This window comes from Paenibacillus apii, assembly GCF_011043685.1.
GTDB lineage: Bacteria > Bacillota > Bacilli > Paenibacillales > Paenibacillaceae > Paenibacillus_AQ > Paenibacillus_AQ sabinae.
Window position 1 is genome coordinate 481,366 of the sequence record NZ_JAAKGU010000001.1, and the last position, 22,971, is coordinate 504,336.

Below are 22,971 nucleotides of genomic sequence, written 5' to 3' on the forward strand. Positions count from 1 at the left end.
CACTAAATGCTTGCGAGAATCAACGTTCTACATATATTAAATTTCAGCTATAAACCATCGCTTAACATCATTTTACCGTATAGGCGCTCACCTATGCAAATTTTTGCCGCGCACCTATGTAGTCTATTTAAAGACAAAAAAAGGGCATATGCCATAATCGACATATACCCTCTCATCTCAACTCACATAGTATTTCTTATTTACATTATCCCACGAAACTTTATGTCCCAGTTCCTTCAGTATCTCTACAGAAACAAATCCTTTTCCATCCTTAAGGAATCCTTCAACCACCGAATTGTCCTTGGTAATGATCGCCTTTACGGCTTGCACGTTATCATCTTCTTTCGTCTCAGTTTCAGTTACAGCCTGAACTTGATCAACTTTATTAAATAATTCTAGTTCAGCCTTACGACGCTTCACCAATCCAGCAAGAACTGTACCACTGGATTTATTATAATTAGTGATGTTCTCACCAATCTGCGCTACAGTTCTTTCTTTACATAGGGTACGAAGGTTTCCAGATCCACAGTTGTAACAGAAGCTTACCAGTGCATCGAATTGATTCTGAGTAAGTTGTGCCGTAACTGGTACATATGATGCATCATTAACATAGGCTTCATACTTAGCCAAATCACTAACAAGTAAACTGTCTGCCTGAGCCTGAGTGATTGTCATTCCCTTTGTAACATCTGAACCGTAGTGGCCATATCCAATCGTGTAATAAGTTTCGGTTGGTACAGGTTTATAAGCCTTTAACCTGCAACCTTCAAATGACTTTATGAGGTTAATCCCTGCTTGAGATATTTTTCTACTCATATATATCTCCTTATTCCTTATTGGTTTTCTGTATGTTCTGCAACCTCTGATTTACCCTTCAGCACAGCAATTGCCTTCTTCATTTGTTCAGGCATAGGAAGATCCATCCGTCCGTAATTCTCGGCCAAGCTAATTAACTCATTGCCGAGATAGAAAAAAGTAGCTCCAACCATAAGGCTTAGATTGCCCTCAAGTCCAAGTAGTTGGTCTACTCTATAAAGAACAGCAATAACCGTAAACATAAGGACTTTTTTGAGAATGCCCCAGAAACCTCGGTTAGAGTTCAATCCTTTAGTGGAGTCATTCGGATGTTTCTTGCCCTCATAATAAGCAGCCGATAGACCTGTGAAGCAGTCTAAGGCCACCAAAAAACAGAGAAATGATAGTGCGTCATTCCAGCCTCCAAACGCATAGGCGATTATATAGCTGCCTACCGCAAGGAATATTTTCATAAAATTTTCATTCATTTATTTAGCCTCCAAAATTAAAAAAACAACCTGAACCAATTAAATATGGTTCGAATTGTAGGAAATTTGTCTTCACCTATTTTAAAGTTGATTCAAAAAAGCCAATACCTTCCGCGCTAAAATAATGTGCCATGCTGTATTTGGATGAAGACCATCCCCTGTACCCACTGTTCCTGCTCCTCCGTATGTATAGTTGGCTACGAAAGTGGTGCTGGTGATATTGAAGCTACTACCATTAAACAAGTCGAGGACAGGCAAGGAGTAACGCGCCGCTACAATCTTAATTGCATCGACATAATCCTTCAGAATAAATCCCTTGGAGTTAGCTGTGTTCATGCCTGTACGCGGAAGTGGCGTAATAACAGCAATTGTCTTCAACGGCCATTTGGCGATAGCATTACGATACGCGTTATCTACTGCACCATAGAAGGTGGTTGTGCCTGTATCGGCAGGCGTACCAAGATCAACGCCTCCGCCGTTAAAGAAGTCATTGGTTCCTGCAAAGAAAAGAACCAAGTCTGCCGTACTGTCTAAACCTGAGAGACGATTATAAATTGGAGTAGCATTTAGATAGCCTGTACCACTACGACCATCATTAAGAACCGTGCATCCGATCTGATCTTGAATCACATAGATGTATTTACGTTCGGGTGTAGCAAGATCGGTAATGCTATCGCCTGAGATTAAGATTTTCTTACCAGCCCATGTCCCGTTTGTTTTAGTATCTACATAACCTGTTGTAGCAAGGCGCTTGGGCTTTGTGTAGGTTATAGTAGAAGAACCATACATCATACCTATGGTTACTAAACTGCCACAAAGATTGATTCCATTTACTTTAATCTGTAGATTCTTTATATCTAGGTTAATGCCGGATGATGCAGACTTAGGCATGGAGATAACGACCTTCATAAAGTCATAGTTGGCTGCGGCCAATGTGATACTATTCTTGTAGCTAATTTTTCCTCCAACCATATTGGGGGTATAGCTATTTATATCTCCGAGAATGTTCGCCCAATCACCGGGATCTCCACTATTGTTACGGAAAGTACGGACATGTACCCCAGCCGATGAAGACACACCCGATGTTGCCGTTAAATCAAAAGAGAGGTTATAGGTGCCACCTACAGACTTAAACGGATTCGTAAACATGAATGATAGGAAAACATATGCACTATCCGTTGTTGATGTGTTCGTAAATTGTGCATCGATTGATGGATTAAAGAGGCCAGAGCCACTAATGCCCGCAGCATCTGCGATTGATGTTTTAGCTGCTCCAAGTGTTATTAAATCCATTTGTTACACCACCGTTCCCTTAACCGAAACATTCCCACCAGAAATAGAAGCTACTTCGACAATAAACGAAGTTAATCCAGTAACATCAAACTGCCATATCTCTCCCAAAGTACCAGATGTAGCAACTCCAAAGTCAGATATTCTAACACCAGACATTGCACGACTGGTTCCGCTTGGCCCAACTGCTTTAAAATTCACAGTTGCGGATGTTGCTGTTCCATATATTTCAAGAGTGATTTTTGATTTGTTATTAACTGTATAACTGCTAGTAGTTGTGCTAGTGACTGAATCCATAAAAGTAATAGCTTCAGGAGTACCACCACTCCCCATGCTTCCACCGACCACATAAACATTTCGGCTTCCATCATTATTAATACCGTTTGATCCTTCAACTATAGTTCCATTGGGTCTATGTACTTTGCCAGTATGCGAATCATAAATAAATCCTGTGTCCATTTATTCATCTCCTCATAAAAAATACACCCTCACATATAATGAGGGCAAATATAAAAGCACTAATATTAATTCAACTGAATTTAGTAACTGTCATTCTTATATTGTGAGTTTCCGCAATTGCGATAGAAGTTGTAGTAATATTAGCAATACGCAGTTTAACTTTATTTACTTCTGCTATCCATGCATTCCAAACAAGACCCGATGCCATATTGTCTATAATAACTCTGACATCATCATTAATAGCAGCACCTGTAAATGATAGGTCAATATCTATTGTAGAATTAGCTGGAATTGAAAGACCTGGAATTGCTGTTACTAAACTATAATTGGTCAATAAAGTGGAAGTAGTTAGTTGTGCCATGTGATCGGCAACTTGTGCTAAACTAATCGTTTTGGTTGTGGGCAGAAGTTGACTCCAACCTGTACTTGTTTGACCAATTATCCCATCCCAGTCTCCTTTGAGACAGAGATAGTAAGTAGAATTTAAAATGCCTCCTTCGAATTTGTAATAATTGTTGCATCCATCGAAGCTAGGATTGGTAACAACAAAACTACTATTACCAGTTGATAAATCAATGGCAACATTATAATTAAAGAATTTAGGCGATGTTAATTCGAATCCCACAATACGATGAAGTTTAATTGCAACATCTTGCTTTACTCCGTCCCAGTGTTTGAAACTACAGTTTCTAAAGCATATACCAGTTGGTGCATTGCCATCATCATCACCTATTTCTACTGGAATACCACCATTTGATTCTAGATTTACCGTATCAAATGTGACTGTACGAGTTTGACCGCCTTGGATTAAAACGCCGCCTCCAGCATTACGCTCAATAGCGCCTCCGACCCAATTAAAGACGTCTGGTGAATTTAGATACATTCCCATACCTTTGTTGTCTTTAATAGTGCAATTAATATGGTTGGATGGTGTAGCCGACACTTGGAAATAGGGTACTTGCCACCCATTATAACAGCCTTCTACTTTTACATTTTCAAAGTGAGTGTACCAACTACAACGCTCTGATACTCCAATAAAGTGATTTCGCACATCTACGTCAACAACTGTAACTGTGTGACACAAAAACATTTCTAAAGCTATTCGAGTGAAGGGAAGAGTGGATACATCACCAGTATAAGCAGAATCAATTGTGAGAGAGTGCAATCCCCATGTATCTATATATTCATTTCTAGGGTCAGTATTAGAACTTCCTTCGCCAATTGCTTTAATAGAAGGCCATACTCTTTCATGATTCCTCAATATCGTACTGGAACGATCTGTCCCCGCAATTGTTACGTGATCCTTCATCCATAAACGAGTGAATCTGTAGATGCCTTCAGGTAAGGCAATTCTGCCGCCGCCGTGATCGAAGCAATAATCAATTGCCGCTTGGATACCTCGCGTATCGTCATGTCTTACAGAAGTATTGCTTACTGTATAATTAGCAACATCTTGCATTGTAATTTTATTGGTCAATGAATTAACATCTACAATTTTTGTAACGAGTTCATCAATACCATCCATCATGTTGGTTATGACAAGTGTAACTCCTGTGGTTCCTGCATCATAGGTTATTTCGGGCTGTGGGCCTGCTATACTGCATTCGTATGCCAAAGTATTATCAGCGTTACTCCATTTTATCCATCCGGGAATATTGGGCCCCCATTCCAAGGTACCCTTAACAGATCCAATACTACCCGTTCCCTCTTGAATTTCTGCGAATTCACCCCATAAATCACCGAATCCGAAAACTTGTGCTCCATACTTTCTAGAGCCACATTCAACGGATGTAAATCTTACAACTCCAGCTGCCGGAGAGCTTATTGTCCAACCTTCCCATAAATTGGTGAAATATGGGTCTGTGGCAATACGATTGGCAAATACTTCTGCGGTTTCACCTTGATATAAATTTATGTATTTTGTATTCCATTCGAGAGATATACCAAATTGACCTGTTCTTTCACTAGTTCCGTGAAATGTTAAATCAAATATTTGTTGTTTGGTTACAATGTTGTATTGTGCTGTTAGAGTACCACACGTTAATGTTATTATTCCTGATGATACTGGTTTGGTTGCTACCTTAATAAAATTTAAAGCCTTAACATTTGCTGCATTTTCAATGGCTATATCTTGACCAACGATGAAACTATCTGTAGACGTAACGGTTAAGATATTTGATCCAGCTTGTGTATTACCAGTTGTAATAACACCAGAAGCGCTAATGTTGTATTGTTTTATATCAATTAAATTACCAGTTGTGCTTCCAGAACCATTATATTTTAACTGTGTTATTTCATCTTCCACATTGTTACCATTAGCCATTTTGACCGCAACGGCTTCAGTTTGTGGTGAAACAATTTCAACGACTTGACCTTGTTCATTTAGCAACTGTAATTCAACTTTCTTATTTGTCACTAACTTGCTCCTTTCTAAAAAATGACCAACAAAAAAGAGACTATTTCACATAATAGTCTCTTGGGCATTACATGTATTAAGCGGCTAATTAATAGCCATATGCGTTAATATAGTAGAGCTTAGGTGGGCACTTATGCTTTATTTTATTCCTGTACAATTGGATTTCCATTTTCATCAAGTCCAAGACTATTTAGATAAGCAATTGTATCTGTTCTTAATCCTGCTGGAACTTGTTGAATAGTTTTTACTTTTTTTCTGATTAAATCACCATATACTCTTGCCATTTTTAATTACCCCCTTGAAGTGCTAATAATTGTTCGTAAATATCAACCAATGCGATTTGCGTATTTGTTGTTTCTTCTTGTGAAGATTGCAACTGTTCATATGTATCTGCTAGTGCTAATTGAGTATTTGTTAATTCTTCATTTAGTTCGGCCACTCTTACACTTAATGCTTTTTGGAAAACAGGTGTTTGTGTCTCTTCTTGGTTTGGGTCGGGATAGCTAAATTCTAATTCTAAAGTTTCAGTATTAACACGATAACCAGTGCATTGTCCAAAATCTTCAATGTACTGGTTATAATCCAATTGAATAACTCCAACAGTTTCTTGTATACGCTCTTTTAAAATTTGATAAACTTCAAAGTCTTGTTCTTGTGTTGTTTCTACTACTTCTCCAGAACGTTGTCCGATGTCTTGAAGGACATTTCCAGTAATCTTATCAAAATAAATTTTTCTTCCAATTTCCATTATTTATCCTCCCTATTAGGACCAAGCTTCCCATGTAATTTCTGTTATAGAACCAGTACCAACCATTGCTCTGCATAGCGATGCGCTCATTTGGATATCTGTTCCGCCTGCCCAACCAGTTACGACCTCAGTTGCCCAATATTCGTTATTCCACCACCAAGTAACGAAACAGCCTAAGCCATAACCCCAAATATCACACATCACTGATGTACTCCAAACGCCATCAGCCTTAAATCTAACACGAAATATGTTAGGATTAAAACTTAAACCCGTTACACTAATCCGGTTCATCTGATAAGATCCTTCACGGATTCCAGCATTGTATGTTCCAGCGTCAGGAGACACTGTACCAGCCGCATACTGTCTAGGAGTTACGTTACCAGTAACCCCATATATCGTAACACCACTTCTTATGTTTCCTGCAGATAGATCGGGTTCTGCTGATTGTAATTGAGTTACGGACACTTTTATCTCTCCCGCTCCTGCCCCACCCTTTCTGTAACCTTCCGAGGGATATACCGCCAACCCGCCATCGGGCCACTGACCAACACCTTGGGCTGGGTCAGATCCAGAAGTAATAACAGGTATTGAACCCTGTAATCCAAAGATATTTTTATCAGAGCGGATATTGGCAGCTATAAAATCGGGATCATTTATAGTGGCAGACGCAATACCAGCTCCAAAACCAGAGTTGTTTAAATAAGCTCCTGTCGGAAATCCTGTAACCAAGTCTCCAGAACCATTGGTATAAAAACTGGATGAATATTGATCGTTCGCACGAGATGGTATTGTTCCCGTAACTAATCCAGTATCTGTACCTACCGTTTTTCCTGCAAGTACGTCTGCTGCTCCGGCAGTTCCATACTCACCCCCTTCACCCAACAGGGTAAAATTTGTTCCATCCCAAAATAGTGTGTATACACTAGCGTATAGTTTTGCATTGTTACCATTCGCTTTTTTAATTGCTGATGCTGTACCAGAATTAATTTTTAAAGTTGGAACAGTAGAAGATGCTGCATTAAATTTAATCGTAAATTTGCGATTTGCTGCAATTGACTCAGTTGTAGTAATACTATAGGAATCACCACTATTAGTAGTTGTTCCAAGATGAGGAGTCGCCTTTGTATGTACTTCATTTACAGCCTCAACGAGAGAATTTTTATCCGCTGTTGTTAAATCACCCATAACACCAATATCGTTACGGATAGATCCTGCTGTAGTAGCAATCGCTGAGTCAACAGCATTCGCTAAAGCATTTGTATCCCTTTTCACATCATTTATTGAATTATCTAGAATTAAGGGAAGGTTGTAATTTGAGGTTGTTGTCAAGTAATTAGCCCCCTATTTGTTATTTGTTCGTATGTTAATCCTGTTTGTGCTATTTGTTCGTATGTTAGTCCCGTTGTCTTCATTTCTGCGTATGTATAGTACTTAAAGACATAGTTAACTCGTAAATGTGCTGGTGTCATAGCACGTACAACCTTTTTAAGATCATCGATATTTGATGGGACTCCATACATATTGGTAAACTCCACTGTTACCCCATTATCAAGGTAAACGTCAACGTCTCCATGTGTATAGGAGTTAGCAACAAGCTTAATTTCGGCTGCACCTGTCTTACCTGTTACCCTCCACATAGATACAATTTGCTCTCTGCGCTCAGTGAGTGATTTAATTACATCAGTTACAATGCCAAGTTCGTTTTCGTACACGGGTAATGCCCATGTAGCTGTATCAATGTCAAGCTGTGCCGAAAAGTCATCCATACGCTCATCAAAGTTATCCATTGTAAGGCCAATCGATCCGTTAATTTCGTTGGTTAAAGAATCAGTACGAACGAGTTTATGTAGATTTTTTGTCAGGGTGTCTTTATACAATGGCCACATCTCCTAGAAAGGGAACCTCACGTTCGCCAACTGTAACATTTCCCGATTGCCCGTTAATGAGTAGATTAGAATAGTCCTCTACTCCTGCACTGTCCAAAATGGCTGATCCAATCTTTGCTTCGCTTACATAGGTAGTTTGGAAAGCAATACCCTCTATATATGAGGTAATCGAATCGGTTATGTTTTGTAGAACTTGTGCATCTGTGTATTCACTTGATTTTGTAATCGATAAGGTAATATCCAGCGTCTTAGTTGTTGCCGCATAGACATAACACTTAGCTCCGATGGGTGCTTGTCCGTAACCTAATCCTTCACTATTGGGGTCTATGTATTCTTGTACTTCACTAACGAGTGTTGTGCTTGCCGGGAGTTTATCCTGATCAATAATTACAATATCCACTTCGGCAATTCCACCTTGAACACCATTATCTACAGGGAAGACTTTAACAGACCCTACCCCACTAATCGATTTAGCCCAAGCTTTGTAATGACTAACGTTGCCACTTGTTGCTGTTTGCTGAAGTGATTCGTAGTATCTAGTACGTAAGATATTATCGGTTTCAGCTTCATAACCATCATGTGTTGCTACCGGATTGGTTACTGCTGTGATGCCTGATAGCGTGACTGGCATCTGTCTAATCTGGTTCGCTGGCACATTACCAACACTGCCAGCCGTTACGCACTCTATATTTACGATCCCATTGTCCGTAATTGTCTTGGTTTCTGTTGCGCGAAACTGGATACCATTTGCTACCTCGAATAAGTCCCCTATATTGACAGCCCCGTTACCTGTTACGCTGACTTGACCAACAGCATAAGTGGCCTCATTTCGCTTGATTCCCCGCCGCTGGAGAACGAACTTTGTTAGTTGATCGCCTGATAGTTTGTCTACATCAAGCAATGATTCGATCTCTTCCTGCTTTGTATACAGATCAGCAAAGACGATTGAAACAGATCTCATCATGTCGCTGATCAGATAGCCCTCGGTTTTGTCGTAGTCGTCGCTGATTTGGTTAATAAGTTGCTGATAGATATCATTAAGAGTAGCCACTGCACCACCTCCTATATTGTAATAACTAATCTAAGATTCGGGGTTATCGTACTGCCCAATAATGGCGTGCTGCTATATACTTGCATATTGTTAACGCTCGCCGTGTAGATAAGCTCCTCGTTTGGCTCATTCGAGATGACCACTTTGCTTAAGTAATCCCCGTTGATTTCCCTGCGTTTAGTCGATACCGTCATGCTCACTTTTGTCAGATCCCCATCACGGTCAATCGCGATGTCGCTAATAGCTGTAATCTCGGGATGTTGCACCAGCTTTTCTTGAAGCAAGCGCTCAAGCTCTGCTTCCTTGGTCCAACGGTCCATTTCTTGATTGCCAATCAGGTCATTGAGGGCAAGCCCGAATCCGGTATCCTCGTAAATTTTGGCCTTGTTCGCCAAGATGACGAATTGAATCCATTGGGCAATTGCTTGTTCGTAGCTTGCCTCGACAGGTCTGCCATTGGACAAGACGAATTGCTTCGTAGCGAAGTCAAAGAGGAATACTTTGCCCATCTGCTGGGGAACAGAGGATAGAGACTCTAGTTCCTCCAACGTGAAATCGTCATCAGGAAACATGCGGTTCACCTACTTTATCCAATAAGTAATAAATCTGACCGCTTGCTGTAGGCATTACAATCACACTGTCTCCTGCTTGCAATTCAATCTCATACATCCGAGAAGCAATCACCAAATCATCGACATCAAGGATAATGTCATCACTCAGTGATAACTTAATATCGGGCATGATGTCGATTACTTTAGCTACAGCAATTTCAGTAAGAGCTACATTCTCTCTTTCCTTAAATAGCTTTGTTAACTGTGTTTTCCAGTCGTCCATTAATTCACCTTCTCTAGTGTTACACTTACTTTATGTATTGCGTTTTGCTCAGTATGGTTAGCACTCTTGATAAGGTATCTTCCGCTAATCCCCGAAATCGAGTCTGCTACATCAATTAATCTTCCTGCCATAATGTCATCGTGTCCCAACAGATCAAGAGATACCTCTTCCTTTACTGTATTAAGTTCAGCTAATGTATTCTTGGCTATGTTACGTGCTTTAGCTGCTTCCTTGGAGTCTAGAGTTACAACTTCGGTTAACAGCCCATACTTCTTAATGCTATCTGTATCTGAACTCTCAGAATAAATCTTAGTTGAGTTGTCTTCACTCGTTACAACAATAACTTTATTCTTCATTTCTTCAATGGATAGGCTTCGGCTTGGATTGGAAATCTGTGAGGTTACATCAAAAAGCGGAGTGTTGTCCGTTAGTCTTACCTGAGGATTAATCAACAAATCAGTCTGCTTTTTAATGGTTAGCGTATCATCAACCATTTCCATCCTATAGGTTTTACCTGTTTCGGCTTTAACTTGGTCTAAGATGTCACTGATAGTTGTCATGACTTCATCTTTATAAATCTGCTTGATCTTAGTCGGCATATCTACAATGACATGTTTGACTCTAACTTTATTGCATAATTGTCTAATTGCATCGCTTGCTGCAACACCCTTGAACTGGATGACAGCTTTATTATTGTTGAGAAAGAAGGCATAATCGTAACAGGTAAAGGATTTGTTAACACGGCTATTTACATCCATTTTTATGACTTCATATCGACGAAGAGCCTTACCATTGTTAAAGAGGACAACCTTGTCACCCAGTTCAACAATGTCATATTTCTTAATGTTGGAATAATCATTATAGGCATAATCAAAAGTCAATTGTTCGGCCACTTCATCTGTACTACTGCTCCAAGCCAAATTGCCCACCAGTTGGGTAATGTTATACTTCTTACCTGACTTGATCAGGATCAATTCATGAGCCATTACGACACCACCGGAAATATGAACTCTTTGATATCCAATGTGTACTGGAAGTCACCAGCAGAATCAACACTGTACTCAAACGACTCGATAAGACAAGGCATGTTAAGGAGCTTTTTTGATTTGTCTGTAATGATGATTCGAATAGGAACACGTTTGTCATTCCACTTTTGAAAGAAGGCAACACAGTCATAACCGTTCTTCTGCACTTTCGCAAAGGAATAGTATTTATTGGGAAAGAATGAGGAAATAGACATTGATCGAAGTCCCTTGAGTCCGGGAAGATTTAGAGAGCCTACTCCATTTGCACCAGCAGATAGTGTAAACTCTTCATTTGCATTGGAGATAACTGGTATGGCAAGATCAGGAGGGACAAACGGCAATGTAAGCATCTCAGCGTTATTATTTGCAGTAAATACAACAGTAATTGACATTTTGACCTCCTTTATCTAGCCATATTAGGTAATTTTGTACTAACAATTGTTGTGAGTGCTTCGCCAACTTGACCAATAAGATCCTCTATACCAATAGCTGTTCCAATATTTATGGTCAGATTAACACCACTACTTTTCTGCATGATTTGCTTTGTTTTGCTTGCAGTTGTAACCTTCTCGCCACCTCGAAAGTTAACAAGTTCGGGGCCTCTTTCACCTACTAGAGCCATTCCCGCAGGAGCATAACTTGTACCTTTTGCAAACTGGGGAATTGTCGGGATATTAGGTGACCATATTTTCTGTTCGCCAGGAAGCCAATCAGGAGTTTTAAACGAAATGCCATTGATCTTATTAATAAGGCCATTGACAATGCCAATCATGTTGTTCACTTTCTCTTTGACGGTAGCAAGCGCACCCGTAAATGCTCCGCTAATCTTCTCCTTTATTGAATTAAATGCATCTGAAGTTGATGATTTAATACCTTCCCATTTCTCTTTGAGCCATGTCCATAGTTCTCCAGCTTTGGCCTTCACTGTATCCCAATTTTTGTAAAGTAATATGCCAGCCGTAACAAGGACACCTATAGCTATAGCAACTAAACCCATAGGATTCATTGACATAACTAGATTCAAAACACCTTGAGCCGCTGCAACACCACGAACAACAGTGGAAAGTGTTTTAAACAGCGATACAGCCTTAGATATGATATTAAATGAGACGAATGTTGCCAATAATCCACTTGCTACAGGTAGTAACCAGTTTATGTTATCCTTCACAAATTTAACTGCTTTGCCCAATCCATCAAGTGCTTTATTGAGTCCAGTTGTAATTTTGTTGGTAATCTTATCAATTGTTCCGTCTTTTTGCCACTTATCCAAGGTGCTTGCAACAGAACTAATTGTAGTCTTCAATTTGTCGTAGATACTGCCCTGCTTAATACTACCGTCAGATGTAATACCTACAAAAGAAGCCATAGCAGATTTAGCTGTACCTGTTACAGTTGACCATATACCTTTGAGTGTACCGGCTTGCTTCTCCATGCCACCATCAAATCTTTCATTCATGAGCGTAACCATCGCTTGGTTGAACTTTTCTTGGTCAACAATCTGGCCTTTCTTGTTGACAACTTCCTGTTTTTTGAACATTTTGTTAGCTTTTTCAGTGATTTTAGCTTTAGTAAGACCGAACTCTTTTAGTCTTTCTAGCTCCCCGGCTTGGCCGTCTATGATGGCCTCGACAGCCTGATCAAAGCTTTTGTTGGTAGCCGCCGCCATATCACCAATAATAGGTAGCCACTTCTTGGCGGACATTCCCATAGATTCAAGTTTAGATGCTCCTTCGACAAGTTCCCCGGCTTCATATGGCGTTTTATTAGCCAAATCAGAAGCGTATTGCATAATGGATGCTGCTTTCTTGGCATCCTTTGTTGCTGTCTCTAACTGGAGTCTATAACCCTCAAGGTTCATTGCCTCTTCGAATCCTGTTTTAATAGCCGCTCCAGCAAAAGTCGCCGTAATTCCCGCAGCCGCAGTAGCAGAATACTTGACCACATTCTTAAACTTGGTATTTGCTTCACTGGCAAATTTACCGACTGTGTTTGTCGCTAGTTTAAGTTGTCTGCTAAGTTGTTGCGTGTTACGTCCTGCTCGAAGAATCGTAGGACTCATGTTATCTTTCAAATTTAAAATGGATTGAATTGAACCACTCAATTTAGCCCCTCCTTCCTATAAAATTTTGTGGTATTCAACTTCCTTGTTGCCAACTGTCTCACTCTTCGCCTTACTATCTGACTGCTTTTGGTTGTTAAATGCAATAGCCTCAAGCATGAACAGTTTTTCCATATATGTCATGTTAATAAGCTCTGACAACGAATGGCCGCGCTCAACATAATAAGCGTACATTTTGTACTCCCATTCGTTATCAGAGTAGATTAGTTTTTTACAATATTATCCACAGATTCACTGCTTGTCAGTTTGTCAATTTCCTTGATTAACATATCAATATCCTCTACGGACAAACCATTAAATACAGCCAATTCGGGTAGACCTTCCTCTGCATAAAAAGCCGCTTCACGGAAAATAGGAACACATTGACCAATGAGATAACACATAGCCATAAACGTTTCTTGATTGTTATTGTTGGCTGCATTTACTCGATCAGCATAAGTAAACATTGTTGATTTAGTTGGTTCAACAAGCGTGATTTCACTATCAAACGAAGGAACAAACACATCTTTTGTTCGTTGTGGTCTATTTGCATTTTGTTTCTTCTTTGCGATGATTTCATCGAGAGTTAGTTTTGCCATCTATATGAATTCTCCTTAATTTTCAAATTTAAAAGGGAAGCAATAATGCCTCCCTTTGGTTTGTTACATCAGTTCCAAAACTTCTGGTGGATCACAAGCAAACGGAATTTCCTCTTCGACAAGAGACTGATTCTCGCTACTCATACCCGCTTCAGTGATTACTACATTGCGAAACACTAATCGTTCTGCTTTGCCCGTTTGGGCATTGAGAGCCTTCGATGTGATTGTGATATCAGGTGTTTTGCCTGTCTTTAAAACGTCACCAGTTAGCTTTAAGCCAAGCGATTGCGTCTTGCTAAATCCCATTGTGCCCTCACAGCTAATCTTGACGAGCTTCTTGTATGTTTTTAGACCATCTGGAACGTCTTCGAACTCATATGAGATCTTGTATTCGAAAGATTTAGCCTTGTAATCAACTCCGTTAACCCATACCGTAACTTCATTACCGGATACATATCTATTTCCTTCACTCATTTATGTATGTCTCCTCTCTTACTCCATTGTGATTGCAAACGTCATGTCTTCCATTGCATCCGCAATCTTGATTTGGCCCGCCAAATACAAGTTATCCTGATAAGGCATAGAGCGAACCTTTGTTTCATCCCAATCGGCAGCTTCCGGCTTACTAGGGAGCCATGCATTGCGCTGAGCCTCAACATCAATGAAGGCTCTGTTGTCATACTCGTTGTCGAGCACGTCTTGATTGGCTAGTTCGCGGAAATAGCTGTTGACAGCGCCGATAAAGAGCATTTGGTAATCAAGTTTGTTCTTGTACTTACCGATATAGTCGTTCTTAAACGTGCTAAAAATGTCATCTCGTATTAAGTCCATAACCTCTGTAACCAAGATTTTCGCACATGATTCTGGTACAGTCGGGCCAAAACTGGTCAAACTGTTGACTGCTCTAGCGATACGAACAACCCCATCGTCGTTAAAGAGTACTAGTTTACCAGCAGCGATTGCCGCTTCCAGATCTGCCGGTTGCGTAACAGCACTCAGGTCCAGAGGCAGGTAAGTAGCCGAACGACTAAGGCTAAGTCCAGCAAATAAGCCAAGCAAAATAGCAATGTATTTTTCACCCGTTACAGTTACGCCAGTATCGGCATAAGTCACATTGGTATTGCCAAAGTTTATCACATGCTGGCTATCGGGAGCAGTCACGTTATAAACAATTGCTTTAATCGTCTTATTAAGAGACTCTTGTGACTTTACATAGGTAGCCAAATCAGATTGCTCAGTTGTAGTACCTTCTGCAAAGCCAATATAGTTGTACTTTCTGCTGCCAAGTGCGGCGACAGCATCAGCAACCGCCGTTGTACCAGAAGTACCAACTCGAACTACGTAAACTTTGTTAGGGCCACCAGCCATTACTTGCTTAATATAATTGACATTAGAAGCAGTAAACAGGTTTGTCTCAATGTCGGTAATTGACTTGTATTCCTTGACGGTAAACGTGGTCGAGGTTGTATCCTTTACGATCAAGACAACAATACCTCTGGCGCTTCTCGCTACGGAACTGGCAGCGAGGGCTTTAAATGTTATCTCAATATTAGGTAATCCAATTGCCATTTATTTATCAGTCCTTACTTTGTTTAGTTTCAAAATTTAAATGTCCCATCATAAAGACGCTTTCTCCGTCTGCTTCTTCTTCGGGCTTGTACTCAAGTGATATTATGTCGAAACTTGTCTGTAACACTCCGTCAACCTTGACACTGGATATATATTCGGGGAAAACAACAAAACCCTGTCTAATGACAAGGTTCTCGGTGAAAGCTTTTTCTAATTTGTCTTGTACTTCAAGGATCTCTTTAAAATAATCGTTTTTATCAGTGGGAAAGTAATAAATTATGATGCTAATAGTTCTCTCAAGACCATCTGGCCCAACCTTAACATTGACTACATTATCAATATCAACATGGAAACTTGGTCTATCGAATCCCTCTGACACATCCATTAGATCAATTGATACTTCGGGAAAGATTGTGCCTAACTTTTCATTTATTGCTTCTAAGAAATCGCTAAGGGTTACTATTTAACTCAACCCCTTTTTCAACAGATCATTAATAAACTCTTCACAATCATCCAGGTATTGTCTCTCAAACTCCTGCTGTGACCTTTTAAACACCTTGTATCCTTTTGTAAAGCCATGTTCAGAGCCATCCTTGCCAACATTACGGTGCCCATGTTCCAGAAGATGAGCCTTAGGGTCGTTACTGTAAGCACGAATGCTTAAGTTTCCGTCAAATTTATATATTTTACCTCTCTTTATGGAACAGAAGTAGTTGCCTGATTCCTTCTCGATACCACTTGATTTCGCATTATTCCGCACCAGTCGAGTCAACTTCAACCCTTCTTGGCGAAGGAATTTCTTCGTTTCCCTTGGCATTGTTTCCTCAGCTATCTCCAGAAGTTGACGGGCAAATGCATCTAGCTTACGGGTGTCAAATCCATCACGCGCCATTATCCAACACTCTCCGATAAAAAGATTTCCAAGGACTCGTTGGCGAAGTATGGGTTCAGAATATAGAGGATATCGAATCGATTCCCACGATACTTGAACCACATGTCAGATGTGATATCCTTGCCGGAGTTATAACGAACGATTAACTTGTTGGTACAGTTAGTGAGGATCGTCTCTATCCCCTCTCTCCTCCCAATGCTTCCAGTCTGGGGAATTATCTGTGCCCATATCTCCTTTACCTTAACAGGCTTCTTCTGCTTGGCTTTTAACTCACCAATCACAAGTTCATTCTTCCAAACTTCTAGTTTGTTTCTGAGTTTACCAGCTTCCATATCAATCACCCCACTCAATTTGAGCCATAAGCGATTGAAGACTGTATTCAAGTGTTTTAGTGTTGGTGGTTACCACGGGATTTCTATTCTCATACTGATGGGAGCAAAATAGCATCACAGCAAGCTTATGTTTAGGATTAGTCTCGTCCACTACTTTGCCTGTTGCGGTCAATATGTAATTTCGCGCCGTATCAATTAAAAGACCGAGGAAGGAATCTTCCCCGGTATCTTCAACATCAAGGCGCAAATATTGCTTCAACTCTTCGAGCAATTTATAGCCCCTCCATTCTGGGACTAATTAAGTCCTCAATTAATTAGCTAACGGTAAGTTCACCGTACACATAAATCTTGTCACTGGAATCCACTTGCACTACATCCACAAGTTCAATCACACGTGCCATTGTAGCATTCTTAGTGAAGGCTGCTTCAGCACTCACAGCGAACTGATATGCTCCAGCATCAACAAACTTAACTGCCTCCATGCAGTTTCCATAGAAAATTGGCGCTTTCTTTGTGGTCGTTCCTGTAGTAGGCAGGAGAGCATTGGAGAATACATTCACAGGATATCCCATAAATAGACGCTGAGTTGGATTAGTAGGGTTTGTTTGAAGGACGGGTCTGCCATACTGGTCTAGTGCGGAGTCCAAAACATCAAACCCATCCTGGTTGGTACAGATGCAGGTACCGTATTTTACACCCTCATCGAGGTCGCGATTAATACTGGACTTCAACGCCTTCCAGTCTGCGATAGCCTTAACTGTTTTACCGTTCTTAAGAGCTGTAACAGCCATCTTATTTTCAGTTACTACCGCCTTTTTCGCGAACACCGTGGCGATATATTGAATCAGGTCATTGTCTGTCATTTGAAGCAGAGTATTAGACAGAGTAATGAGAGCGCCTTTTTCCTTGAGACTGAAGCTTACATTCTTGAATTTAACGTCAGTTGCTTCTACTCCATCTGTTCCATCTGTGAAGTCAACGAGTTCAGAGAATGTCTCAACGTCTTCAACTGGGAAAGTACCAGTAAGCGCCGTAGTAGGGATATAGCCTAGAACATCGCGGAAGGATTTGTATTGACGGATCTTCTCGACGATAATTGTCTTAATATCTTGAGGGAGGATATATCCTTCACCGTTAGTACCAGCACCACTTGCAGGAACAAGCAGAGAGTTTTCCACTTCAGTTAGCGGCTTACGCATAGCCATTTTAATCATGGCACGAACAGCATTTGCAGATTTCTTCATATCTTTAATTTCCATTTTATCTTCTACCTCTTTAGTATCAATTTTGTTTTGTACTTTTTCTAGAGCTTCAAGATCAAGCTGTTCCTGGATTTCAATTGCTGCCTTCAGTTCCTTGATTTCATCCATTTTTGCTTTTGCTTCGGCAACCTTGTTACCATCAAGCATGGATTGTGCTTCTGCTTTTGCAGTTTCAAGTTGATTCTTTAGTTCATCAATGCGTTTCATATATTTATATCTCCATTCATATTCAAAATTTTGGACAATAAAAAAGCCCTATAACATTTGTTATAGTAGCTCCAACTGTAGTTTCATTTTTAGAATCTCATTCTGGTCAATCTCATTATGTACTTCTTCACTATTGCTTAGTGATTCAGGAACATGTATGTAATTTTTGAAACTTTCGCTGATGCAAGCAGCCACATTATTTGCTTCCGCAATCTCAATGTTAAAGTACTTTGCCGCTTCGTTACCGTCAAGCCATGTTTCTTCATTTACCATTTGCCTAATAACTTCGATATCTACTCCATCTTTTAACTTATCAGCATAGACATTCATAATCCCAACTTCGATCTTATCCAAATCATCAGCTACTTTGCGAAAATCGTTACTGTTCCCAGCGAGCATATTCCAAGGTTTATGTATCATTAGATAAGCGTTAGCAGGGATAATAATCTTATCACCAGCCATTGCGATTACACTTGCAATACTTGCAGCCAATCCGTCAACGTAAACAGTCTTATAACCATGATAGCGTTTAAGGATGTTGTATATTGCAATCCCAGCAAAAACTGAACCACCACCGGAATTTATAAAGATATTTAGCTGAGATTTATCCTTTGCTTGATCTAACACTGCTAATACATCTTCTGGCGCTGTATCTGCTTCTGTCCATTTGTCCCAGAGTGAATTTACAATGTCACCATAAAAATAGATATCAGCAGAGTCTTGAGTAAGGTTCTTAATTTGTATGTATTTACTAGTCAATTTTTCACCTCCTTCTCTGAAGCCTGTTTGTCTACATTCTTGAGAGGAACATATGCGGAATTGATAAACAACTGATTACCGTTTGGATCAGGTGCATAACCCTCCTTCTTTCGGGCTTCATTTGGGGTTATTACACCATTATTAATACCTTGTGCATACCCTTCCATGCGAGTTTTGAAATCCGCTCTAAGGATTACGTCATAATCAAACTCAAGATTATACCTTGCGATCTGATCCTGCGATGTGAGTAATTTATATGTGGACTCCGCTTCGTACTGGACTAAAGCACTCATTAGAGTATCAACATAAAAAGCTCTATTTTGAGTTTCTGTACTTGCATATGTTGAAGATGAGTAATCATTTATCTGCGAGGGTTTGATTCCGAAGGCTGCTGCTATCTGAAGTGCGTTATACTTGTTCAATTCTAAAAACTGTGAATCAACCATCGAAATATTTAACGGTTGGAAACTAAATCCAAGAGGAACAGGAAGGATAGAACCAGCATTCTTTATTCCCGAAGCCATTGAGGCAAATTGCTCCTGCATCTTCTTGCGTGTCGTAAGATCGATATCTCCAACATACTGTAAAAGTCCTTTAGCAAATAAGCCGTTTTTAAAGTATGTATTTACAAAAGCTGCTCCTGATTTCTGATTTTCTATGTTCATAGATAAACATTCAAGAACAGATAATCCGGTTATTCCGTCAAAACTTGTACTGGTCTTAAAATGCATTACGCTATCATAAGACATCTTATATTGATGACCTGATTTTGAATCCGTGTAGATATACCATATTGAATTGTCTTTATCTAGCAATCCAATATTGTCAACCCAAATTTGAACACAGTTACTAGGAAGAATATGTAAAGCTGTAACTCTGCCTCTATTTGTTTCGATGTAAACAAACGCATTACCATAATGATGACGATTCAATTCTACAGTTGACCAGAATGTAAATGGAGTCATATATTTATTGGGTCGCTTCAAAATCTGGTTCAAATAATGCTCTGATGCAAGCCGTGAACTGTTGTCAGTATCTTGCCATAACTCAAGTGGCAGCTTTCCAACGCTCTCAGCAAGTAGCTTTAGACAAGTAAAGTAAGTGATCTCACCTAATTTGTATTTATCAACACTACTAACTTGGATGCCCAATGCATTAAGAAAGTCCGTATAGCTAAAGGCGGTAGTTAGATTTTTTACATTAGTTAATTGCCTACTAAAAATACCCATTTATTTGTCACCTCCTTGGCAGCGTAAAGTAAATGCCAATTAAAAGTAGAATGCCACCCAAGGTATATAACCCAGCAACAAAACTAAGATAAAAAGTTGCGTGAACAATAAAAAACAAGCCAATAATGATAAGTAAATCATCAATATGCTTGCCTACAAAGGTTGCGATATATTTTTTTAATCGTTTAATCATGCTACCATCCTAATTCCTTTAGGTATTCGTCCGTAATTAGATCATTTAGATTGATGGTTTCAATACTGTTATTGGCTACCGCTCTGCTAAGTCCCATTAGTAAAGCAATGATACCATCAATTTTATATTTGCTCTTCTTTTTGTCGTACTTCATACCATTCTTATCAGTAGCCACTACATTTCCGGCCATCCAGGTTAAAACGGGATTATTAGCAACAATGAGTCGGTTCTCCATAAGAAGATTTTCGAAATCATTAATAGCTGGAGCCATTGTCGCCCCACCTTGCCCCATCGTAACAACAGTAAAATTCTTCTCCAAAGCGGAAATAATGCCGATTGCCCCCCATCGGTCAAAGCCAATTTCTTCAACTTGAAACAAACCGTTTAACTCTTTAATATAACTGTGTAATTGCTCAAAATTGATAAACTGCCCATCGAGTGCTGTTATGTAACCTTTCTGAACAAATACATCGTAGCGCACATTGTCTCTCTCACTTCGCTCGGCAATTGTTTCCTTTGGCGTAAAGAGATGAGGATAGATTATGTATTTATCTTGATCTTCATCATAAAAGACTTGGACTAGAGCCGTGATGTCATTAACTGCTGACATGTCGAGACCGATCCAACATGGCTTTCCGTAAAACTCCTCTAACTTGATGTCTGCTAAACAATTTCGCCACAGATTCATATTGATTGCTGTCTCACCATCAAGGCTTATATGTTGATTTAGATACAATCGTCTAAATGCCGCTTCCCTCGTCTTTAGTTGCTTAGCTTTATTAGCTAAATCAACTAAGTCATCATATTTGCGGAAATTGCCTAGTGCTGGGTTAGCCTTAAACCATTGTTCTTCATCATCTAGTTTACAGTTCCGTTCAGCTTCGAATATCGCATAATAGAAAGATTCATTCGTCGTTCTTCCCGCCTCAATATCTTTGGCGTAATTGTACAACTCCATCTCTAAATTGTTCGGATCATTACCCGACGAGGCCGTGGTCAAGGTTATCAATAGTGGTTCATCCCAGATACCCATACCTGTACGAAGCTTGTCATATAGATTGCCATTCTTACTTTCATGGATTTCATCTAAGATACAGTAAAGACCAGCATAGGAGTCAGCATTCGATGCATCAGAACTGATTACTTGAAGTTTACTGTTCATATTCTTCTTCTCGATGACTTTGCGGCTATCACGAATCTTTACGTATTTCTTTAGAGTATGATTATTGGAGATCATGTATTTGATTGTGTCGAAGAGTTCACTTGCTTGTTTCGTTGTGTTGGCTGTAACGAGGATTGCCGAACCAAATTCATTTTTGCAGTAGTAGAGGTAAGTGATAATACAGGATATTATGAAGCCTTTTCCATTCTTTCGAGGGATGTTTATGTGTGCTTCGCGGTATCTTCTGAAGCCATTTACCCGCTTTTTTACACAAATAATTGAAGTACAGATAACAAATTGAAACTTGAGAAGCCTTATTTTTTGCCCCTTTTTACCCTTATCAAGTTCTAATTTTGAGATAAAATCGCGGAATTTTCGTGCCTCTGCTGCATCAAAATAGTACTTTTCATCGTCATATTTTGCTTTTAACTCGTTAATCCAAGACTCTATATCACCACTTGTCTGGATTTCAATCTGTTTTCTCGCAAATTCGTTCATTCAACCACCTATTTCTGAATCATATCCTCCATTTCGTCATCAGCATTATTATCTTCCTTTAAAATCATTTCCTTTAACTTCGTTCTCTCACGTGGTGTTAAAGCAAATTCTTTGATGAAGGAGAGCATATTCTTCATAGCATTATTCGCAATGCTAATCTCTGGGATCTGTTGACGATAACCAGTATCAGTAGTAAAACATAAATCGCCATTCTTTTTGATTGCCTTTTCAGCTTCAACCCAGTGCTGATAACTGGCACATAAAGCAGACAATGCAATTTCATCTCCGTCTCGCCATTTGTTATCGGCATTAAGAGCAGCATAAATGGTCTGAAATTTCTTCTTAGCTTCAACATTTAAAAATGCTGGAGGTTTAATTTGATTATCCATTCAATCACTTCCTTTCTGTGAAACCACCCCTCCTTAAAAATTCCTGTTCGGGTGCAAACAAGACTGGGCATACGGTCATTTACCTTTTCACTTTCAACATTTTTGATACCCCGTATCATATTTCTTTTAAATTTTATTTATATTTCTTTTTATCTTCCCAAGTTTTAGTGTTATGACACTCCAAACACAGGAAATCTATATTACTTTCGACCAATCTAAGACTCCAATCAACTTTGAGTGGAATCTTATGGTCTGCAATTACTCCTGCTTTAAGCATCTTATTATCCAAGCATCTGGTACACAAGCCATTACATTTAGCCTTAACAACTTCACGCAATAGTTCCCACTCTTTCGAATGATAGAACTGCGTAGCCTTCTTATCTCTCAAATATGTATCGTAATATCTATTGCGCTCTTGCTTATCTAACTGTCCTTGTTCCTTATGCTTGTTACAGTATTTATCACAAGGATTGCATAAACTATTGCAACCAGCTTTGTTACAGATCTTTTTGAGTGGCATTTTCGATGTAATCCACACCTTCAACAGTAAGTCCAACAATGAATGCATATGGATCACCCGTATAACTGCATTCTCTTTCCAAGTAGCCACTCTGAATCAGGTATTCAAGATTAAAATAACTAAACTTAAAGCCCTCATCTACCACACTTTTTAACTGATCAATGCTAAGCAAACTCATTCTCCCTTGTTTAATTCCAAGGTCATAAATGTAACGAAGCATTTCCTGTCTCTTCTCATTCATTTAAATAACTCCTCCATATTTCCACTCAT

Annotated in this window: 30 protein-coding genes; all 30 read right to left on the reverse strand. The window is 39.5% G+C overall.

Going from position 1 to position 22,971, the window contains the following annotated elements:
- Positions 1-177: 177 nt before the first annotated feature.
- The gene (locus tag G5B47_RS02480) at positions 178-816 is read right to left on the reverse strand and encodes a lysozyme (protein ID WP_165093940.1); all 639 of its coding nucleotides are present in this window, start codon (positions 814-816) and stop codon (positions 178-180) included.
- Positions 817-833: 17 nt separating this feature from the next.
- Entirely contained in the window at positions 834-1,283 is a 450-nt protein-coding gene (locus G5B47_RS02485) for a phage holin family protein (protein WP_165093942.1), read from the reverse strand.
- A gap of 81 nt (positions 1,284-1,364) precedes the next feature.
- Positions 1,365-2,576 carry an SGNH/GDSL hydrolase family protein gene (locus tag G5B47_RS02490; protein WP_165093945.1) on the reverse strand — a complete coding sequence of 404 codons (1,212 nt, stop codon included), beginning with the start codon at positions 2,574-2,576 and terminating at the stop codon, positions 1,365-1,367.
- Between the two features lie 3 nt (positions 2,577-2,579).
- On the reverse strand, positions 2,580-3,032 hold the full coding sequence (locus G5B47_RS02495) for a hypothetical protein (protein WP_165093948.1): 453 nt from the start codon (positions 3,030-3,032) through the stop codon (positions 2,580-2,582).
- Positions 3,033-3,102: 70 nt separating this feature from the next.
- On the reverse strand, positions 3,103-5,448 hold the full coding sequence (locus G5B47_RS02500; protein WP_165093951.1) for a hypothetical protein: 2,346 nt from the start codon (positions 5,446-5,448) through the stop codon (positions 3,103-3,105).
- Positions 5,449-5,591: 143 nt separating this feature from the next.
- Positions 5,592-5,732 carry a CD1375 family protein gene (locus G5B47_RS02505; protein WP_165093953.1) on the reverse strand — a complete coding sequence of 47 codons (141 nt, stop codon included), beginning with the start codon at positions 5,730-5,732 and terminating at the stop codon, positions 5,592-5,594.
- A gap of 2 nt (positions 5,733-5,734) precedes the next feature.
- Positions 5,735-6,196: a hypothetical protein gene (locus G5B47_RS02510; protein WP_328804425.1), complete on the reverse strand. Its 462-nt coding sequence runs from the start codon at positions 6,194-6,196 to the stop codon at positions 5,735-5,737.
- Between the two features lie 15 nt (positions 6,197-6,211).
- Positions 6,212-7,525, reverse strand: coding sequence for a hypothetical protein (locus tag G5B47_RS02515; RefSeq protein ID WP_165093956.1), 1,314 nt, complete (start codon positions 7,523-7,525; stop codon positions 6,212-6,214).
- The gene (locus G5B47_RS02520; RefSeq protein WP_165093959.1) at positions 7,522-8,073 is read right to left on the reverse strand and encodes a putative phage tail protein; all 552 of its coding nucleotides are present in this window, start codon (positions 8,071-8,073) and stop codon (positions 7,522-7,524) included. Before G5B47_RS02520 ends, G5B47_RS02515 begins: the two co-directional genes overlap by 4 nt.
- Complete coding sequence (locus tag G5B47_RS02525; RefSeq protein WP_165093962.1) at positions 8,066-9,133, reverse strand: baseplate J/gp47 family protein; 1,068 nt, start codon at positions 9,131-9,133, stop codon at positions 8,066-8,068. The genes G5B47_RS02520 and G5B47_RS02525 overlap by 8 nt, the downstream gene beginning before the upstream one ends.
- A gap of 11 nt (positions 9,134-9,144) precedes the next feature.
- Positions 9,145-9,705, reverse strand: a complete 561-nt coding sequence (locus tag G5B47_RS02530; RefSeq protein ID WP_165093965.1) for a DUF2634 domain-containing protein — start codon at positions 9,703-9,705, stop codon at positions 9,145-9,147.
- On the reverse strand, positions 9,695-9,967 hold the full coding sequence (locus G5B47_RS02535) for a DUF2577 family protein (protein WP_165093967.1): 273 nt from the start codon (positions 9,965-9,967) through the stop codon (positions 9,695-9,697). Before G5B47_RS02535 ends, G5B47_RS02530 begins: the two co-directional genes overlap by 11 nt.
- On the reverse strand, positions 9,967-10,953 hold the full coding sequence (locus G5B47_RS02540) for an XkdQ/YqbQ family protein (RefSeq protein WP_165093970.1): 987 nt from the start codon (positions 10,951-10,953) through the stop codon (positions 9,967-9,969). The genes G5B47_RS02535 and G5B47_RS02540 overlap by 1 nt, the downstream gene beginning before the upstream one ends.
- Positions 10,953-11,384, reverse strand: a complete 432-nt coding sequence (locus G5B47_RS02545) for a hypothetical protein (RefSeq protein ID WP_206107179.1) — start codon at positions 11,382-11,384, stop codon at positions 10,953-10,955. The genes G5B47_RS02540 and G5B47_RS02545 overlap by 1 nt, the downstream gene beginning before the upstream one ends.
- Before the next feature lie 11 nt (positions 11,385-11,395).
- Positions 11,396-13,093 (reverse strand): hypothetical protein, encoded by a 1,698-nt coding sequence (locus tag G5B47_RS02550; RefSeq protein WP_165093973.1) that lies wholly within the window; start codon positions 13,091-13,093, stop codon positions 11,396-11,398.
- Positions 13,094-13,314: 221 nt separating this feature from the next.
- Positions 13,315-13,689, reverse strand: coding sequence for a hypothetical protein (locus G5B47_RS02555; RefSeq protein WP_165093975.1), 375 nt, complete (start codon positions 13,687-13,689; stop codon positions 13,315-13,317).
- Between the two features lie 63 nt (positions 13,690-13,752).
- Entirely contained in the window at positions 13,753-14,163 is a 411-nt protein-coding gene (locus G5B47_RS02560; RefSeq protein WP_165093978.1) for a phage tail tube protein, read from the reverse strand.
- 18 nt (positions 14,164-14,181) lie between these two features.
- Entirely contained in the window at positions 14,182-15,258 is a 1,077-nt protein-coding gene (locus G5B47_RS02565; protein ID WP_165093981.1) for a phage tail sheath C-terminal domain-containing protein, read from the reverse strand.
- Between the two features lie 7 nt (positions 15,259-15,265).
- Positions 15,266-15,721, reverse strand: a complete 456-nt coding sequence (locus G5B47_RS02570; protein ID WP_328804461.1) for a phage tail terminator family protein — start codon at positions 15,719-15,721, stop codon at positions 15,266-15,268.
- Positions 15,722-16,150, reverse strand: coding sequence for an HK97 gp10 family phage protein (locus G5B47_RS02575; protein WP_165093987.1), 429 nt, complete (start codon positions 16,148-16,150; stop codon positions 15,722-15,724).
- The gene (locus tag G5B47_RS02580) at positions 16,150-16,482 is read right to left on the reverse strand and encodes a head-tail adaptor protein (RefSeq protein WP_165093990.1); all 333 of its coding nucleotides are present in this window, start codon (positions 16,480-16,482) and stop codon (positions 16,150-16,152) included. The genes G5B47_RS02575 and G5B47_RS02580 overlap by 1 nt, the downstream gene beginning before the upstream one ends.
- A gap of 1 nt (position 16,483) precedes the next feature.
- A complete protein-coding gene (locus G5B47_RS02585) occupies positions 16,484-16,753 on the reverse strand; it encodes a head-tail connector protein (RefSeq protein WP_165093992.1) in 270 nt (89 codons plus the stop codon).
- A 43-nt stretch (positions 16,754-16,796) separates the two neighbouring features.
- The gene (locus G5B47_RS02590; RefSeq protein ID WP_165093995.1) at positions 16,797-17,951 is read right to left on the reverse strand and encodes a phage major capsid protein; all 1,155 of its coding nucleotides are present in this window, start codon (positions 17,949-17,951) and stop codon (positions 16,797-16,799) included.
- Positions 17,952-18,011: 60 nt separating this feature from the next.
- The gene (locus G5B47_RS02595; protein WP_165093997.1) at positions 18,012-18,710 is read right to left on the reverse strand and encodes a head maturation protease, ClpP-related; all 699 of its coding nucleotides are present in this window, start codon (positions 18,708-18,710) and stop codon (positions 18,012-18,014) included.
- The gene (locus tag G5B47_RS02600; protein WP_165094000.1) at positions 18,707-19,939 is read right to left on the reverse strand and encodes a phage portal protein; all 1,233 of its coding nucleotides are present in this window, start codon (positions 19,937-19,939) and stop codon (positions 18,707-18,709) included. Before G5B47_RS02600 ends, G5B47_RS02595 begins: the two co-directional genes overlap by 4 nt.
- Positions 19,940-19,946: 7 nt before the next feature.
- Entirely contained in the window at positions 19,947-20,132 is a 186-nt protein-coding gene (locus tag G5B47_RS02605; RefSeq protein WP_165094003.1) for a hypothetical protein, read from the reverse strand.
- A 1-nt stretch (position 20,133) separates the two neighbouring features.
- Entirely contained in the window at positions 20,134-21,792 is a 1,659-nt protein-coding gene (locus G5B47_RS02610) for a terminase large subunit (RefSeq protein ID WP_165094006.1), read from the reverse strand.
- An 8-nt stretch (positions 21,793-21,800) separates the two neighbouring features.
- Positions 21,801-22,181, reverse strand: a complete 381-nt coding sequence (locus tag G5B47_RS02615) for a phage terminase small subunit P27 family (protein WP_165094009.1) — start codon at positions 22,179-22,181, stop codon at positions 21,801-21,803.
- 133 nt (positions 22,182-22,314) lie between these two features.
- Positions 22,315-22,749: an HNH endonuclease gene (locus G5B47_RS25815; RefSeq protein ID WP_328804427.1), complete on the reverse strand. Its 435-nt coding sequence runs from the start codon at positions 22,747-22,749 to the stop codon at positions 22,315-22,317.
- Positions 22,679-22,942, reverse strand: a complete 264-nt coding sequence (locus G5B47_RS02625) for a hypothetical protein (RefSeq protein WP_165094014.1) — start codon at positions 22,940-22,942, stop codon at positions 22,679-22,681. Before G5B47_RS02625 ends, G5B47_RS25815 begins: the two co-directional genes overlap by 71 nt.
- Between the last annotated feature and the right edge of the window lie 29 nt (positions 22,943-22,971).